At 43.4% G+C, this 16,340-nt stretch carries 16 protein-coding genes and 1 pseudogene; 9 read left to right on the top strand and 8 right to left on the bottom strand.

The genetic code is table 11. From position 1 onward, the window contains the following. Positions 1-134: 134 nt before the first annotated feature. From E1160_RS10195 to arsB, 5 genes are all read left to right on the top strand, one after another. Positions 135-1,181 carry an ABC transporter substrate-binding protein gene (locus E1160_RS10195; RefSeq protein ID WP_155155050.1) on the top strand — a complete coding sequence of 349 codons (1,047 nt, stop codon included), beginning with the start codon at positions 135-137 and terminating at the stop codon, positions 1,179-1,181. Between the two features lie 96 nt (positions 1,182-1,277). Beyond that, positions 1,278-2,531, top strand: a complete 1,254-nt coding sequence (locus E1160_RS10190) for an ABC transporter permease (RefSeq protein WP_155155049.1) — start codon at positions 1,278-1,280, stop codon at positions 2,529-2,531. A 12-nt stretch (positions 2,532-2,543) separates the two neighbouring features. Continuing rightward, positions 2,544-3,536: an ABC transporter permease gene (locus E1160_RS10185; protein WP_155155048.1), complete on the top strand. Its 993-nt coding sequence runs from the start codon at positions 2,544-2,546 to the stop codon at positions 3,534-3,536. A gap of 150 nt (positions 3,537-3,686) precedes the next feature. Beyond that, entirely contained in the window at positions 3,687-4,226 is a 540-nt protein-coding gene (locus tag E1160_RS10180; protein WP_155155047.1) for a hypothetical protein, read from the top strand. A gap of 108 nt (positions 4,227-4,334) precedes the next feature. Beyond that, positions 4,335-5,396, top strand: a complete 1,062-nt coding sequence (gene arsB, locus E1160_RS10175) for an ACR3 family arsenite efflux transporter (RefSeq protein WP_155155046.1) — start codon at positions 4,335-4,337, stop codon at positions 5,394-5,396. Between the two features lie 17 nt (positions 5,397-5,413). Here the strand turns inward: arsB and E1160_RS10170 are convergent, their stop codons facing one another. From E1160_RS10170 to pdxH, 4 genes are read right to left on the bottom strand one after another with little or no spacing between them, the layout of a single operon-like run. Continuing rightward, positions 5,414-6,175: an SDR family oxidoreductase gene (locus E1160_RS10170; RefSeq protein WP_155155045.1), complete on the bottom strand. Its 762-nt coding sequence runs from the start codon at positions 6,173-6,175 to the stop codon at positions 5,414-5,416. Between the two features lies 1 nt (position 6,176). Continuing rightward, complete coding sequence (locus E1160_RS17515) at positions 6,177-6,362, bottom strand: cation transporter dimerization domain-containing protein (RefSeq protein ID WP_218048834.1); 186 nt, start codon at positions 6,360-6,362, stop codon at positions 6,177-6,179. A 12-nt stretch (positions 6,363-6,374) separates the two neighbouring features. Next, on the bottom strand, positions 6,375-7,127 hold the full coding sequence (locus E1160_RS10160; RefSeq protein WP_155155044.1) for a cation diffusion facilitator family transporter: 753 nt from the start codon (positions 7,125-7,127) through the stop codon (positions 6,375-6,377). An 11-nt stretch (positions 7,128-7,138) separates the two neighbouring features. Next, entirely contained in the window at positions 7,139-7,732 is a 594-nt protein-coding gene (gene pdxH, locus E1160_RS10155; RefSeq protein ID WP_155155043.1) for a pyridoxamine 5'-phosphate oxidase, read from the bottom strand. A gap of 258 nt (positions 7,733-7,990) precedes the next feature. Between pdxH and E1160_RS10150 the strand changes: the two genes are divergently transcribed. Next, entirely contained in the window at positions 7,991-8,914 is a 924-nt protein-coding gene (locus tag E1160_RS10150; protein ID WP_235914100.1) for a DnaJ C-terminal domain-containing protein, read from the top strand. Between the two features lie 121 nt (positions 8,915-9,035). Here the strand turns inward: E1160_RS10150 and E1160_RS10145 are convergent, their stop codons facing one another. Then, positions 9,036-10,409, bottom strand: a complete 1,374-nt coding sequence (locus tag E1160_RS10145; protein WP_218048833.1) for a YihY family inner membrane protein — start codon at positions 10,407-10,409, stop codon at positions 9,036-9,038. A 234-nt stretch (positions 10,410-10,643) separates the two neighbouring features. Here E1160_RS10145 and fabI point away from each other — a divergent pair. The 3 genes and pseudogenes from fabI to E1160_RS10130 all read left to right on the top strand — a co-directional run bounded on the left by fabI (position 10,644) and on the right by E1160_RS10130 (position 13,568). Next, a pseudogene (fabI, locus tag E1160_RS10140) lies at positions 10,644-11,487 on the top strand (enoyl-ACP reductase FabI). Between the two features lie 113 nt (positions 11,488-11,600). After that, positions 11,601-12,689 carry a chorismate synthase gene (aroC, locus tag E1160_RS10135; RefSeq protein ID WP_155155041.1) on the top strand — a complete coding sequence of 363 codons (1,089 nt, stop codon included), beginning with the start codon at positions 11,601-11,603 and terminating at the stop codon, positions 12,687-12,689. Between the two features lie 6 nt (positions 12,690-12,695). Beyond that, entirely contained in the window at positions 12,696-13,568 is an 873-nt protein-coding gene (locus tag E1160_RS10130; protein ID WP_155155040.1) for a GNAT family N-acetyltransferase, read from the top strand. A 12-nt stretch (positions 13,569-13,580) separates the two neighbouring features. Here the strand turns inward: E1160_RS10130 and E1160_RS10125 are convergent, their stop codons facing one another. The 3 genes from E1160_RS10125 to E1160_RS17140 all read right to left on the bottom strand — a co-directional run. Then, complete coding sequence (locus tag E1160_RS10125) at positions 13,581-14,288, bottom strand: DUF599 domain-containing protein (RefSeq protein ID WP_155155039.1); 708 nt, start codon at positions 14,286-14,288, stop codon at positions 13,581-13,583. A gap of 9 nt (positions 14,289-14,297) precedes the next feature. Continuing rightward, positions 14,298-14,708 (bottom strand): hypothetical protein, encoded by a 411-nt coding sequence (locus tag E1160_RS10120; protein ID WP_218048832.1) that lies wholly within the window; start codon positions 14,706-14,708, stop codon positions 14,298-14,300. 33 nt (positions 14,709-14,741) lie between these two features. Further along, positions 14,742-16,340, bottom strand: a 1,599-nt coding sequence (locus E1160_RS17140; protein WP_218048831.1) for a hypothetical protein, incomplete at its 5' end; no start/stop codon positions are given.

Here is a 16,340-nt window from a genome sequence, read left to right as displayed (position 1 = left end):
GAACCCTCACGGATTTGGGAATTTCCATCAAAGCAAAGATCAAAATCTGGTTTTGTCGCGGTGGATTTAAACAGGTTCAGCTTAGTCTGATCTAATCTTATGGTAGGATTATTTTTCAAGACAGGGAGAAAAACATGAAAAAACTACTTACAACATCTGTATTGGCTGCAGCAACATTTGGTGTTGCGGCAACTGCACAGGCTGAAAGCTTGACAGTTCTTTCTTGGGGTGGTGCTTATGCATCTTCTCAACGCGAAGCATATTACAAACCATATACAGCTGCGACAGGTACTCAAATCGTTGAAGATGAATTCAACGGTGAGCTAGCTAAAATTAAAGCGCAAGTGGAAGCTGGTAACGTTACAATTGACGTTGCTGACCTTGAGTCCGCAACAGCTTTGCAAGGTTGTGACGAAGGTGTTCTAGAAGTTATCGACTGGTCTCGTATTCCAAACGCGGATGACTTTATTCCAGGTTCCAAATTGGAATGTGGTGTCGGTACGATTACTTGGGCAACAATTGTTGCTTATAACACAACAGCATTCTCTGGTGACCAACCATCTACAATGGCGGACTTCTTCGATCTAGATAAGTTCCCAGGTAAGCGTGGTGTTCGTAAGAGCCCGAAAGTGATGTTGGAATTTGCTTTGATCGCGGATGGTGTGCCTGCAGCTGACGTATATGATGTAATGGATACAGAAGAAGGTATCGATCGCGCATTTGCTAAGCTAGACACAATCAAAGACAGCATTGTTTGGTGGGAATCTGGTTCTCAACCACCTCAACTATTGGCTGACGGCGAAGTAACAATGTCTGCGGCTTGGAATGGTCGTATTCAATCTGCGATTGACGGTGAAAACCAGCCATTCAAAATTATTTGGGACGGTCAAAACCTAGACTTTGATATGTGGGTGATTCCAAAAGGTACACCAAACTTGGACAAGGCGTATGACTTCTTGAAGTTCGCGTCTGCTGCTAAGCAAATGGGTACACAACATACATATATCGGTTATGGTCCAGTAACTAACGAAGCTGGTACAATGATTGTTGATGATAAATTAGCTGAAAAATTGCCTTCTGCACCAGTAAACTTGGGGAACTGGGTTCCACATAACCTTGATTATTGGGCCGATAACTTTGACGATCTAAACGAGCGTTTCCTTGCTTGGGTTAGTCAATAATTAATTGATATGGAGGCGGGCATAGCAAGCTGTGTTCGCCTCTCTTATCATTAAATGACTTACTTAAAATAATATTGATTAGACTGGTTCAAAGCTATGGCAATTGCTACTGATTCATCACAGCCGTTGACGACTGCTGACGGCACCCCATTGCGCCAAAGCTTAAGGCGTGCGGAACGCTTGAATAAGCTTCGTGCATTTGGCTTGGTTGCTCCTTTATTTTTATTCATCTTGGTCTTTTTCGTTTTTCCAATCGCAAAATTGGCTTCAGTTTCTGTGGACAATTCAATTGTGCCAGAAATTCTAACCAACACGGTTGAGGCAATTCAGGACTGGGATGGGACTGATCTTCCACCGGAACCTGTGTGGAAAGCGATGGCTGCTGACTTGGTAGAAGGTAAAAAGAATAGAAATATTGCCAAAGTCGGTAAGCGACTGAATTTTGAAAAGCCGGGGTTTCGCCGGTTGTTGATTAAATCAGCCCGTAAGGCTGATAAATTAGAGGCACCGTATAAAGAGTCTCTTATTAAAGCGAATAAGAAATGGGCCGATCCGGAATTCTGGCGTGTTCTTCAACGAGAGTCTGGGGATTATACTTTCAGTTACATTTTAAGAGCTGTTGACATGACCTATTCTGAGGAGGGGTCAGTAACAATGGTTGATGATAAAAATGCGGTATATCTGGATATTTTCGGGCGTACTTTATTTATCTCTGCACAAGTCACTTTAACTTGTTTGTTACTTGGTTTCCCTATTGCCTATTTATTGTCCACTTTGCCCGCAAAAACGGGCAATATGTTGATGATTTTTGTGTTGTTGCCATTCTGGATTTCCCTTTTGGTACGCACCACAGCCTGGATTGTGTTGTTGCAAGACCAGGGTGTAATCAACTCAGCCCTGATAGGTATTGGTGTAATTAATGAGCCTTTGGAGCTTATTCGAAATCGTGTCGGTGTGGTTGTCGCGATGACACATATCTTGCTACCGTTTATGATCTTACCATTATATTCCGTGATGAAAGGGATCAATCCATCATTGATGCGTGCGGCTAAATCTATGGGGGCAAATCCAGCGATCGCATTCTGGCGTGTCTATACACCATTAACTGTGCCGGGAATTGGTGCTGGTGGTTTATTGGTGTTCATTATTTCTATCGGTTATTATATTACGCCTGCTTTGGTCGGTGGACCGAAAGATATTATGGCTTCACAACTGATTGATATTCAGATGAACCAACAATTAAACTGGAATATGGCCTCTGCGATTGGTGTGGTTCTATTGGCGATTACCTTAGTATTGTTTGCAATTTACAACCGTTTGGTCGGTATCGACCGGATGAAAATGGGTTAAGGAGAAATAATAATGTCAGCTTTACCTCCTTATGCATCACCACTAGAAAAAGCTTGGTTCTGGACCTTCCGAATTGGCTGTGGCTTGATCTTATTCTTTCTGATCGCGCCTATTATCGCTGTGGTTCCTCTTTCTTTTAATTCACAACCGTATTTTACTTACCCGATGGAAGGTTTTTCCTGGCGTTGGTATTATGATTTCTTTGATATGTGTAGTACGCAAGATATCGTTGCTGACTATCAAATGCGTTTCGATGCAGGTGAAATCAGTGACAATCCATGTCCGCAAACAACGTCTGGCGTATGGTTAAGTACAGTGAAAAACTCTATCATTGTTGCGATCTTTAGTACGTTGCTTGCAACCACGCTAGGCACAATTGCCGCGATGGGTCTTAGTAAAGGTCGTTTCTTTGGTAAGGGCTTTGTGCAAGCCGTACTTATTTCTCCGATGATCGTACCATTGGTTATTACAGCTGTTGGTTTGTTCTTCTTTTATAGTGCTGCAGACCCTGGCCTTCGTGGTTTCATGGAAGCAACAGGTATCAACTGGTTAACGACGACACTTTTTGGAACTGAGCTTGGTTTAACTGGTAGTTTGATGGGACTTATTATGGCCCATGCCACATTGGGTATCCCATTCGTTGTGATTACCGTAACTGCAACAATGGTTTCCTTTAATCAGAATTTGGTTCGTGCTTCTCTAAGTTTGGGAGCAAGCCCGGTCCGTTCATTCTTTAAAGTGACCTTTCCATTAATTATACCGGGCATTTTCTCTGGTGGTTTATTCGCTTTTATCACATCTTTTGATGAGGTGATCTTGGTGCTCTTCTTGGCTGGTCCGGAAGAACGTACACTGCCGCGTCAGATGTTTAGTGGTATCCGTGAACAATTAAGCCCGACAATTGCGGCGGCCGCTGGTTTGTTGGTTGTTTTGGCGATTATCTTAATGATTGTTATGGAATTGCTACGTCGTCGTGGCGAGCGTCTACGTGGTATTCAATCCTAAGAAAATGGAACCAATTCGGTTTCGACGCAAAAAGGCAGCTTAACTAGCTGCCTTTTTTGTTAAGAATAGTTCTTAATTGACTGGAAATATTTTCCAAAGCATCTTATATAACATATAAGTTCAAAAAACATCTTCAGGGAGTTCTCTTTTATGTATCAGGATAAAGTCCTTATTCCGGCAGAAGCAATTAAGCTGGCGGCTCTAGGTGCCTTGGTAATGGGAGAGATGACCTATTCAGACCTAGCCCGTGATATTCGTCATGTGGTTGCCCGTGTTGTTGGGCCAAATCTGGATTTACTTGGGTCTTCTTTGGAAATTTTGCGCTTAGAAGGTCTTATTCGCCCAAAAGATGGAAGTGATCATGTTGATGATGCGACGATTTTGGTTGTGACTGAAGAAGGTATTGATGTCTTCTTTAATCTGATGTCGTCAGGATTACGGGTGCCTATGGATGAAACTGGTCGACTGGTTTATTTCCTGAAACTCCGTTTCCTTGATTGTCTGGATGGTGATGATCTTTTGGATCAACTTGATCTCTTAAAAGAATTTCACCAAGGGGAGCTGGCCCGGCTTAAAGATATTCATGACACCCATGGTCGTGGTAGTTTGGATGCCAGTCTGCAAATGGAAATACAACAGCAACAATCCCGCATTGATTGGCTTGAGGCATTAGAGAAGCAAGCAGCTTAATTTCGAAAATTTTCGAATTTAAGAAATATTTTACAAAATCCTGTTTGTGACTTCTATCAAGTCATGCTATCCGCCTTAGATCAATTAGATTTGGGCAAAGGCATTTCCATGAATATTTTTGAACGTTTCCTGACAATTTGGGTGGCACTTTGTATTGTGGCGGGTATTGCTCTTGGGCATTTCTTTCCTGCACTTTTTCAATCAATTGGAAATATGGAGGTGGCGAGTGTAAATCTACCTGTCGCTGTTTTAATATGGTTGATGATTATTCCAATGTTGGTGAAGATCGATTTCACAGCTTTGGCGCAAGTGATGGAGCATTGGCGCGGCATTGGGGTTACCTTGCTCATCAACTGGGGAATTAAGCCATTCTCAATGGCATTACTTGGCTTGGTCTTCATAGGTTATGTCTTTGAAAGCTACTTGCCCGCGGATCAACATGAAAGCTATATTGCAGGTCTTATCTTACTTGCCGCAGCCCCTTGTACAGCAATGGTTTTTGTCTGGAGTAATCTTACCAATGGGGAGCCTCATTTCACGCTAAGTCAGGTAGCGTTGAATGATGTCATCATGATCGTGGCTTTCGCACCTATCGTTGGATTGTTACTTGGTATCTCTGCCATCACAATTCCATGGGATACCTTAATGCTCTCTGTCGGGCTTTATATCGTTATTCCTGTTATTATTTCCCAGATCATTCGTCGGATGGCCATGGCATCTGGTGGTCAAGCAAGTCTAGATCGTTTACTTGGCGTTTTTGGACCAATTTCTATGGCGGCCTTACTGGCGACATTGGTGTTATTATTCGCCTTTCAGGGGGATCAAATTTTAAATCAGCCGATGATCATCGTAATGTTGGCAATCCCGATTTTAATTCAGGTTTATTTTAACTTTGGCGTTGCCTATTTCTTGAACCGGTGGAGTGGAGAAGCCCATTGTATCGCTGCCCCATCTTCATTGATTGGCGTAAGTAACTTCTTCGAACTGGCTGTCGCGGCTGCGATCAGTATTTTCGGGTTCGATAGTGGCGCTGCGCTTGCTACTGTGGTTGGTGTGTTGGTTGAAGTTCCTGTGATGTTAACTTTGGTAAAAATCGTTAATAGATCAAAGGGCTGGTATGAACGCGGCTCAGCTGTAAAAGCGCGTATGGAACGAAAGTCAGTGGACTAATCTGAAAGACAGCACGACTAATAAACGTGCTGTCCGCCTGTGACGAAGACTTCTGTGCCAGTTACATAGCCAAAATCATTGTTGCATAATTGATAAACTGTGCCTGCAACTTCTTGCGCTGTGCCCATACGTTGCATTGGAATACGGGCAATAAGAGGTTCATATTCAGGTCCAATCATTTCTGTGGCGATTTCACCCGGTGCCACCGCATTTACGCGTACGCCTAATTCTGCAAATTCAACCGCTAATTCTCGGGTCAGGGCAGAAAGCGCAGCTTTTGATGTGGAATAGGCGGAGCCTGCAAATGGATGAATAGAATGGCCTGCGATAGACGTGATATTTACAACACCCGCCCCGACGCCTTTTGCACCCCGGCCAAGAGCCGCTGCAAAACCACGACACAGGGTCAGTGGGGTAAAGAAGTTTAGTTCAAAAACCTCGCGCCAACGATCCGTGTCGCCATTCAAACACCCAAGGCGTTCTTTATATGGTGTTTTCGGTGAAACAGCAGCGTTATTGACCAATGCGTTTAGTTGGCGTCCTTTCAGAAATTCATTTGCTTCCTCAATGAAAGCTGCGACGGATTTTTGATCTGATAAATCGGTTGGGATATGCAATGCCCAGTTTGGATCGGCTTTACAATGTTCAGGAATATCGTCACGAGAGCATGTAATGATATACCATCCTTCGTCCGAAAAACGTTTTACGGTTGCATGCCCGATGCCACGGCTGGCACCAGTTAAAACCACAGCAGGACGCTTATCTTGGTCACTTGTCATATTAAATCCTTTTATCTGTCAATGCAGACAGTGTTTTTTGCTTAAGTTTTATAAGCATGTCCAATTTTTCTTTAGGGACTGGATCCTGATGTACAATTACTTCTGAACTTGGAAGAGCTGTTCTAATAGCTTCAGTAACCTCAAGAGTAATATTATGGGCTTTTTCTAGACTATTCGAGCCATCCAATTCCAGATGTATTTAAAGAAAACTATTTGCCCCTGATTGTCGAGTGCGAAGATTATGAAATCCGTATACTTCTATATGATTGAGGACAATTTTCTTAATTGTTGTGCGTTCTTCATCCGAAAGCTCCTTATCCATCAACATATCAAATGCTTCTTTGAAAATAAGATAGGCTGCTTTTAGAATATATAATGCGATTAAAAGAGCAATTAAGGGGTCTAACCAATAGGCCTTATAAACCTCGGAAACGACCAACGCGATAATGACACCAAAGTTAGCCAGTAAATCTCCCTTATAGTGCAGGGTATCAGCTTTGATTAAAACGGATTGAGTTTTCTTAGATACCCATGATTGAAAAGCAACTAGACACAAAGTCGCCAAGATGGAAATAATCATGACATATATCCCAATATACGTCTTTTCCAATAAGATAGGGTTTTGAAGTCTTTTCCCAACTTCAAAAAGTAAATATATGCCTGAAGCGAAGGTAAACCCTGATTGGGCGAGGGCTGCTAAAGGTTCCGCTTTTCCATGGCCAAAACGGTGGTCATTATCTGCTGGAATTTGTGAATATCTTATCGCAATAAAGCTGATCATGGATGAAAAAAGATCCATAATCGTATCGATCAGGCTGGCGAGAACTGCAACGGAGCCAGTCATGATCCATGCAACCAATTTGATGATAACCAAGAAAGACGCACTCATCACAGAGACCGAAGTAGAGAGTCGTGTGAGGTGATTGCGCCTATCTTGATTTAATGGCTGCATTTATGAAATCCTTAGGGATATAGACGATCGATTTCCCAATCATCAGCTTCATTTCCGCGTGTGAAAATAAAGCGATCATGTAAACGGAAGGCACCATCTTGCCAAAATTCGATACGATGTGGGCGGATACGGAAGCCTGACCAATGATCTGGGCGCGGTACTTTGCTAATGCCAAATTTTGCGGTGTATTTTGCCACACTTTTTTCAAGCGCATAACGGCTTTCAAGTGGACGGGATTGTTGGGAAGCCCAAGCACCAATCTGACTTCCCCGTGACCGAGATGCGTAATATTCATCAGCTTCTTCATTCGTAACTGACTCGACTAATCCCTCTACGCGAATCTGTCGACGTTTACTTTTCCAATGGAACAGAAGCGCAGCTTTTGGATTTTCTATCAGGTCACGTCCCTTGTTACTTTCTAAATTCGTGTAAAAAACAAAACCTTGTTCATCATAGCCTTTAAGCAACACCATGCGTACTGCTGGCTGCCCGTCTTTTGTTGCGGTTGCCAGTGCCATACCATTTGGGTCGTTCAGTTCACTTTCTTCCGCTTCGCTTAGCCATGTTGCGAATTGTTCGAATGGGTTTTCGGTGGATAATTCCATGATAATCCGTTCCTCTTATTATTTGATTTTGCTTTTTGATTTATCTGGAATGTAGGTTATCTGGAACTGAGGTAGGGATAAAGGGGGAAATATGGGAAAAGACTATGGAAATTTCGGATCATACGGTGTAAACGGTCTGGAAATTGCATTTATTCCTACTTATCTCTTATAATATATGTAGGTACAGTTAATTGCTGTATGGCAAGTCATTGTTTAAACCTGCCCCTATATGTATGATCTGTTGGGAGCGAACTTAAATTGGCATATACGAGTAGCATGAAGAATCCATATGATATTCTAGGCGTTCAACGTGGCGCGTCAGAAAGCGAAATCAAAACAGCTTATCGCAAATTAGCGAAAGAGCTGCATCCTGATTTGAATCCGAATGATTCTATAGTGGAGCAACGATTCAAAGAAGTGTCTGCGGCCTATAATCTGTTATCTGACAAGCAGAAGAAAGCGCAATTTGATCGCGGTGAGATCAACGCGGATGGTTCTGCGCGTGCTGGCTTTGGCGGAGGCGGCTTTGGTGGCGGTGGTTTCGGCGGTGGCGGTTTTGGCGGCTTTGGCGCTGGCGCTGAAGATATCTTTGCTGATATGTTTGGACGCGGTCGATCTCGCGGTCGATCCAATACAGTTCGTATGAAAGGCCAAGATGTTAGTCATACAATATCTGTTTCATTTGAAGAGGCTGCGACAGGTGGACGACGCCAAATTCGTCTTCATGATGGACGCAGTGTAAATGTTAATATTCCTGCGGGGTCTGAAGATGGGCAGTCTTTACGTCTTAAAGGACAAGGCATGCCCGGTATGGGCGGGGCAGAGCACGGTGATGCCTATGTTGAAATCCATGTAGGTAAGCACAAGTTTTTCGAACGTGATGGAAATGACATTTTCTTAGATTTGCCTATTAGTTTGGCCGAAGCTGTCTTGGGTGCCAAGGTGACCGTGCCGACTATTACTGGTTCTGTTTCTGTGAATGTACCTGCCGGCTCTAATACCGGGGCGACCTTACGCTTGCGTGGTAAGGGAATTACGCCAAAATCTGGCAATGCAGGTGATCAATATGTGAAGCTAAAAGTCATGCTTCCAGAAAAACCAGACAAAGAACTGATTGAGTTTGTTGAAAAATGGTCCAAAGATTTTGACTACGATGTCCGAAAAAAAGCTGGCTTGAAATAAGCCAGCTTTTTTCTTTGTTAAATGGTTTATCCCGCAAGGGCTATCTTTGCCCCAAGAAAGCCAAAGACACTAGTGCAGGTAATAAAAATTCAATCGACATCATCCCCTCCAAAAAAATCTCTTAATTATTGCCGATCGCGCCGGCGCCAATCAATGCCAGTGCTTTTGAAACCAAACCGGATGCTGCATCTTTATCTTCAATTTCTTTCATGGGCTGTTTGGCTTTAATGGGAAAATTTTCTCCTTCATGCATGTCTTCTAGAATTCTTTCCAGATTATCGGCAAAAATGTGTCCTATCTCTTGTTCGGACTGATTTAACATATTTTGTAAGCGATGTGCCCATGCTTGACTTAGATGTGTGGTAGAGAACTCCTTTTCCAAAGTCAGATCTAAATTATGAATAAGATCAGCCAAGCGATAGTCTTTCAAATCACGACATAAATGCCAACGGCCTGTATCGGACTTGGTGACGAAATTGAGCTCTTCTAACTTGGTTAAGGCAAAATGTAGTTGTTCCGGACCCAAACCTGTAATGACAGGCATACGCCGTTCTGTTAGGCCTTTGCCTTTCGCGGTTGCTTCTTTTAAGGCATGCAACAAAGAAAGAGACGCAGTTAACTTCTCAGATAAATTAATGCTACCCTTGGTGATTTTACGGCTACCTGCACGCCATTCAGGTAAGGCGGCCGTGAATTGTGCACTAAATAAGATCACATTCCAGCTAAGATAAATCCATAACAAGAAAATCGGTATGGTCGCCATAGCACCATAGATCGTTTCATAAGTCGGAAAACTGGTGATATAAAATGTGAAGCCCTTCTTTAATAACTCTAGAATTGCACCTGCCAATATACCACCTTTTAACGCATCACGTTTGCGAACAGGATAGTTGGGGATAAGCAGAAACATTAGCATAAAACCAATGGTTAACAGGAAGAAAGGCATGAATGATGCCAGCTGAAAATAGGATCCTGTCAGATCATCAAGGCCAGAGGTACGGGCATAAGCAAATAAAGTGGTACTGATGGATATATTTGCCCCGAAGAAAAGTGGCCCAAGGGTTAAGATAGCCCAATAAACCAGAATGCGAGAAATGATTGAACTGGGCTGTCTTGCGCGCCATATTTCATTAAATGTGCCGGAAATAGTTACCAGCAACATGATAGATGTCACGCCTAGGAAAATGATGCCAACCGCACTTAATCCACCTTGCGCCTTTGACGTGAAACTTTCCAAATGCTCTTGGACGGAATTACCTACGCCGGGTACAAAATTTTCGAAGATAAAGTTTTGGGCTTCAGCTTTCAAATTTTCAAATGCAGGGAAGGCAGCAAAAATAGCGAAACTAATTGCTAACAGTGGCACCATGGCTAAAAGGGAGGTGAAAGTTAGTGACGCTGCGCGAGGTTGCATTTTATCATGCATGAAACGTTGAAGAACATAACGCATCAGTTTCGCGAATTCTTGCAATTTTTGTCCTAACATAGCGACCATGTGCATGCCCTTTGGTTGGTAAATTATAAAAAATCTAATTTCTATTGTTAAATAATTTGCCTGAAAATTCAAAGCTTTTAGCGGTTTAATCTGTCCTTTATGGTCGGTTCGAAAGTGAAGAGTCTAAATGTTACAAAAAAATTCACGAATTTGATCGGCAGACCTTTGACGAAACGGCGAAACAGCGTATGATGCGGACTGGATTTTTAGCGGGAAAACAAGAGGTTTTTTAGTATGACTAACCCGTCACAACTCATGGCAGGTAAGCGTGGTCTTATCCTTGGCCTTGCAAATGACAAATCTATTGCTTGGGGTATTTCTAAGGCATTGGCAGAGCATGGCGCGGAAATCGCCTTCACATATCAAGGTGAAGCGCTTGAGAAACGCGTACGCCCATTGGCTGAATCATTAGGCTCTACTATCATTTTACCATGTGATGTAACTGACGAAGAAAGCATGGATAACGTATTTGCTGAACTTGAAAAGCAATGGGGTAAGATTGATTTCTTGGTTCATGCGGTTGCATTCGCTGATAAAAGCGAATTGAAAGGCAAGTTATCTAGATACATCCCGTGACAATTTCTTAATGTCTATGGATATTTCATGTTATTCTTTAACTGCCTTGGCGCGTCGCGCTGCGCCATTGATGAATGAGGGCGGTTCTATCGTAACACTCACATATTATGGTGCTGAACGTGTAATGCCTCATTATAATGTAATGGGTGTTGCAAAAGCTGCATTGGAAGCATCCGTTCGTTACTTGGCGGTTGATATGGGTAGTCAGGGTGTCCGTGTGAATGCGATTTCTGCGGGCCCAATCAAAACATTGGCTGCAAGTGGTATTGGTGATTTCCGTTTCATCCTTCGTTGGAACGAGTTAAACGCACCATTGAAGCGCAACGTAACCATTGATGAAGTAGGAGGCTCAGCCCTTTATCTGCTATCTGATTTAGGTGCAGGTGTTTCCGGCGAAGTTCATCATGTTGATTGTGGATATCACACAGTTGGTATGGTTGCGATTGATGCCGCTGAAGAATCTGCGGAATTACTTGAACAGATTAAAGAACGTTCCAAGTAGTTCTTTTGACGCTTTTGCGATTGCAAAGCTGCTCATATGATTTAAAACCAAAGGCCGGCATTATGCCGGTCTTTGTAATTAAAGACCTTGAGATTTAGATAAAGGGTTTGAATATGTCCGGTAACGGTTTTGGTCATTTATTCCGCTTCACCACATTTGGTGAAAGTCATGGTCCGGCAATCGGTTGTGTTGTTGATGGTGTACCACCATGTGTACCATTAACCGAAGATGATTTGCAGGTTTATCTGGACCAACGCAAGCCGGGACAAAACAAACATACCACCCAACGTCGTGAACCTGATGAAGTTAAAATTCTGTCTGGTGTGTTTGAAGGCCAAACTACGGGAACTTCTATTGGGTTGTTGATAGAAAATACAGATCAGCGTTCCAAAGATTATTCCGATATTATGGATAAATTCCGTCCGGGGCATGCAGATTACACTTATTGGGAAAAATACGGTATTCGTGATTATCGTGGTGGCGGCCGCTCTTCTGCACGTGAGACAGCCATGCGTGTAGCAGCAGGCGGTATTGCTCGTAAGGTTCTGAATCATATTATCGAAGGTGGCGTTCAAATCCGTGCTGCCTTGGTTCAGATGGGCCCCCATAAAATTAATCGTGATAATTGGGATTGGGATCAGGTCGGTCAAAACCCGTTCTTCTGCCCAGATGTGAAAGCTGCACAGGACTGGGAAGCATATCTGAATGACATCCGTAAAAGTGGTTCCAGCTGTGGGGCGGTTATTGAAGTACAGGCTTCTGGAGTACCTGTCGGTCTTGGTGCGCCTGTATATGATAAAATAGATACAGATATCGCGCGTGCCTTTATGTCCATTAACGCCGTGAAAGGTGTTGAGGTTGGTGCAGGTTTTGAATCTGCAGCTTTGACAGGCGAAGAAAATGCAGACGAAATGCGTATGGGCGCTGATGGTAAACCTGAATTCACCAGCAATAAAGCTGGCGGTATTCTTGGCGGCATAACAACTGGTCAGGACATTATTGCTCGTTTCGCAGTTAAACCGACAAGTTCTATTCTGACGCCTCGTAAAACCGTGACCAAAGATGGACAGGATGCAGATATCCTCACCAAAGGTCGTCATGATCCATGTGTTGGTATCCGTGCTGTGCCTGTAGGGGAAGCCATGATGGCTTGTGTCATTCTGGATCATTATATGCGTCATCGCGCGCAATGCGGTGAGTAAACAACGATGTCAGAAAAACGCCCTCGCTTAATTCCGTTAAGCCATGCAAACCTTGGGGCGTTACTTGCCTTAAATGCCACAACTGGTTGGTCCTTAAACCGCGAAGACTGGCTGACATTGTTAACATCCGCACGTCTAATTGGACATGTGAATGATAAAGAAGAAATTGTCACCTGTGGTGCGATTACGCCTTTCAGTGCGGATAAAGGTTCCATTGGCTGTGTGATCACCCATCCTGACTATAAACGTCAGGGACTGGGCAAAGAATTAATTGAGCGCATCGTTGGTTTGTTACCAGAGGAGAACGTATCTCTTTGCCTGATTTCAACTGATGTTGGGCAGGGGTTATACGAACAGTTTGGCTTCAAGAAGGTTGATGAGATCACCCGCGGATTTGCCAAAACTTTTAATGCCGGAAAAATAGAAGAGCTTCTCGAAGAAGGTTGCTCCATTCGTGAATCTTTACCTGTAAAGGATTTAGGCACTTTATTACGCCTTGATGCGGATCGTTTTGGGGCGCCCCGCATCAAGATGGTAAAGCGTCGTATGGGGCAATCCAAATATCGCGCTTTTCTATATGATGCTGAAAATGAGTTGCAAGGTTATGCGTTAGGTTCGGAGCAAGAAGGCATCACTGTTATTGGTGGTTTAACTGCGCCAAATGAAGATATGGCTCTGGCTTTGGTGCAATCCATTGCCGATCGCGCTGAGCCGCAATATCAAGTGGATATCCCTGTTATGCATAAAAGCCTGATTGAGAGAATGAGAAAAGCAGGTATGGATTGGGTTGAAACAGCCCCGATTATGATACGTGGTGATTGGGATATCACTGCAGGCTGGGATCAGTATTTCGCATTATCCACACAGTCTTATTTGTAAAGTTATTGAGATTTAGTTTTCTTCAGCTTGCACTAGGCTGAATAAGGCCGCGGAACTGAATTCGCGGCGATATAATACGCACACAACAATTGTAGAAACGATAACCAAAGCCAGCGGGTGGTAGAACCAACCTATTGCGGCTAGACCGAAGAAATAGGTTCTTAATCCCCGATTAAAATGTTTCCCAGCATTAATACTGAGCTGTGCAGTTTTATGTGCATAGCGCTCTCTTTCAGGTGATAAAGTTTCTGGAGGCGGGGCCGCGCCAATTAATATTGAGCAATAATTGTTAAGTCTAAATGCCCATCCAAATTTAAAGAAGGCATGCACAAAGATACTCATCAACAATAATACTTTGAATTCCCAAACAGTGAGGCTGGTTTGCTTTGCGAAAGGTAAGCTGGTTAAGGCTTGCATAGCAATATCTGCATTTGCAAGTAACGCAAATAATCCCCCCAAAACAAGGATAGTTGTTGAGGCAAAGAAGCCAATAGCGGTTAATAAATTGCCTAAAAGTGTTGTATCGACCATTCTTACGTCGCGTTGTAGCATCTGACGCATCCATTCCAGACGGTATTCATTAATTTGAATGGTGAGGCTGCGTTTGTGCCAGCGACTATGATCCGCGAAATACTGAAATCCCATCCAACAGATAAAGAACCAAGTTAACGCCAGAACATCTAACAGGGTTAAATCAAGCGCAATCAGCGGATTTTCCATGTTGCGTTCCTAGAATTTTTGGATGCGGGATAAAAGTTCTTCATTTTCCCATATTGGTTGGCGATCTTCCACCAGAACCCGGTGATTGGAACTTTCAGACTTGGCGCGCACCTGAACCCAGCGTGGTACAACTTCGTTGTTTAGATCAATAAGAACGTTAAGTGCCAGTGCTTCTAAAGACGACGTGTCTTGATCATCGAAACTATGAAGATATTGTTCAAAAGCTTCAGGTTTTAAAACCAACTTATCTGGAACATAACTGATTTGAATGCAGCAGCTTTCATCCGTTAGCTTTGAGCCAAGAGAAACAAGATAATCTATAGAAAGGTTTGGATTTTCTACGGTGACAAGTGAAAAGCGGCGATCCGATTGTGATTTCTGGTTTACCGTTAACTCAGCTTCATCAATATTATTTTCCATCATATATCCCTGTTTCTACAAGATAAATTATTTCTAAATGGTAACTTCTCCACCTAGAGTAACGCTTTCTTCAGTAATTGAAACAGGAAAATGATCTGCAACGTGAAAACGAATAGTTCCTGTTAAACCTAATGCCGTGATTGTGTTGCCAAAAAGTGCGCGAATATCATCACGCATTTTTTCTTCGACCGGGATCAAACTTCTAAACATTAAATCTACTGTTTTCTGGGTTGCCAAACCATCTAGCTGCAAAGGGCCCATTTTTTGAAAACTAGTTTCGATGATAAATCTTTTAGCTTCATCATCTTGATTTGATGTTAGTTTTTCTTCATCTGATTTATCTTTTAAATATAACCATAACTCACCAAAACTGGAATCTTGGGCCACGGGCATACCATATGCCCGCCATTCCTGTCCCATGGGGTCACGTATCTGTCTGGTATTTTGTTTTATGCTATCAATCAGACGATCGCCCATTGGCCCTGAAATGCGAGATGCGGCACTTCGCCCGACCCAGTTTTCTAGAGCGCCACCTCTCAAGGTAGAAAGTAAGAAAAGTATACTGGTGGCCATTTGCGTGTTCGCTTGAGGCATGGATTGCATAACTTGCTGCGCCATCTGTGGGTTGCCAGCCTGTAACATGGACATGGCATGTTGTAGCATCGCCCATCGTTCCTGAATAGCTGCAGAGGTATTTAGGGCAGTTTGTACAGGAACCTGGATGCTGATCGGTTCACCTAAAGGAAGAAGAGTTAATAAACTGCCAGGAGGCAGGGGCGATGGGGTTGGTAAAGACATGGGGCCAACCGATGTTTGTATGATCGTATTACCGGGTTGGCTTGCAAGTACTGTTGCTTGAATGGCAGGTATGCCTGTTGGTCCAGAAGTCGGGATTGTTAAACCTGCAGGTAATGTCTGGTTAGGCAACTGTAAGGAAGCAATTTGGACATTTAAGGACTGATTTGACGCAATAGGCGACCCTTGTGGCGTTGGCATTGTTGGTATGTTTTGCGAGGTATTAGTCTGTGTCATAGCAGCAGCTGGCCCGCCACGAATGGATGACGCATGTACCGCAGGAGAGGGTGACAAAGGGCCTGTGGGCGTTTTAGGTAGTAAATGTGATATCGAGTTTTGACTTAAGGTCGTGGCAGGTAATTGTGTTCCTTGCAATGTGTTGAGCGTTACATTTGTTGCGCTTCCTTGAGTTGTTGTTGTCGTCGCTTTGATAGCAGTGCCTGACCAAGAAAGATTAAGCAATAAGGGCCCATCTCCCTGTGCTGTTTTTCCTGCTAGTGCAGAATGAAAGGACACATGTAAGTTTGCTTGTGTATTCGGTGGAGGTAAAATCTGCGTTCCTGATTGCGTTGTTACTGTGACGGGGCCAGACGTAGTTTGCAGTGTCAGACGATTGGCTGATTGATTAGGAACTTGCTGCACCTCTACCCTAATACTTTGTCCAGAAGCCAATTCTTTTGAAACAGCTTGTGGAAGTGATGCTGATGTTTTTACCTGAATTTGATGTTGCTGCGCTTGTGACGGTGTTGGCGCCTGTGTCTGTGTATTTATCGCTTGTGTTGTTGTCGAAGCGGGCGCTTGCGCAGGCTGAGACTGATTTTGTGCTGTGGCTTGTGG

It is taken from the genome of Curvivirga aplysinae (assembly GCF_009711445.1).
In the GTDB taxonomy this organism is placed as follows: domain Bacteria; phylum Pseudomonadota; class Alphaproteobacteria; order UBA8366; family Aestuariispiraceae; genus Curvivirga; species Curvivirga aplysinae.
Note: the sequence above shows the minus strand (reverse complement) of the source record. Positions and strands in the feature narration are given on the sequence as shown.

Bases quoted from the DNA above. Each gene is read 5' to 3' on its own strand.
- E1160_RS10195 (WP_155155050.1), top strand. From the start codon at position 135: ATGAAAAAACTACTTACAACATCTGTATTGGCTGCAGCAACATTTGGT.
- E1160_RS10190 (WP_155155049.1), top strand. From the start codon at position 1,278: ATGGCAATTGCTACTGATTCATCACAGCCGTTGACGACTGCTGACGGC.
- E1160_RS10185 (WP_155155048.1), top strand. From the start codon at position 2,544: ATGTCAGCTTTACCTCCTTATGCATCACCACTAGAAAAAGCTTGGTTC.
- E1160_RS10180 (WP_155155047.1), top strand. From the start codon at position 3,687: ATGTATCAGGATAAAGTCCTTATTCCGGCAGAAGCAATTAAGCTGGCG.
- arsB (WP_155155046.1), top strand. From the start codon at position 4,335: ATGAATATTTTTGAACGTTTCCTGACAATTTGGGTGGCACTTTGTATT.
- E1160_RS10170 (WP_155155045.1), bottom strand. From the start codon at position 6,175: ATGACAAGTGACCAAGATAAGCGTCCTGCTGTGGTTTTAACTGGTGCC.
- E1160_RS10160 (WP_155155044.1), bottom strand. From the start codon at position 7,127: ATGCAGCCATTAAATCAAGATAGGCGCAATCACCTCACACGACTCTCT.
- pdxH (WP_155155043.1), bottom strand. From the start codon at position 7,732: ATGGAATTATCCACCGAAAACCCATTCGAACAATTCGCAACATGGCTA.
- E1160_RS10145 (WP_218048833.1), bottom strand. From the start codon at position 10,409: ATGGTCGCTATGTTAGGACAAAAATTGCAAGAATTCGCGAAACTGATG.
- aroC (WP_155155041.1), top strand. From the start codon at position 11,601: ATGTCCGGTAACGGTTTTGGTCATTTATTCCGCTTCACCACATTTGGT.
- E1160_RS10130 (WP_155155040.1), top strand. From the start codon at position 12,696: ATGTCAGAAAAACGCCCTCGCTTAATTCCGTTAAGCCATGCAAACCTT.
- E1160_RS10125 (WP_155155039.1), bottom strand. From the start codon at position 14,288: ATGGAAAATCCGCTGATTGCGCTTGATTTAACCCTGTTAGATGTTCTG.
- E1160_RS10120 (WP_218048832.1), bottom strand. From the start codon at position 14,708: ATGGAAAATAATATTGATGAAGCTGAGTTAACGGTAAACCAGAAATCA.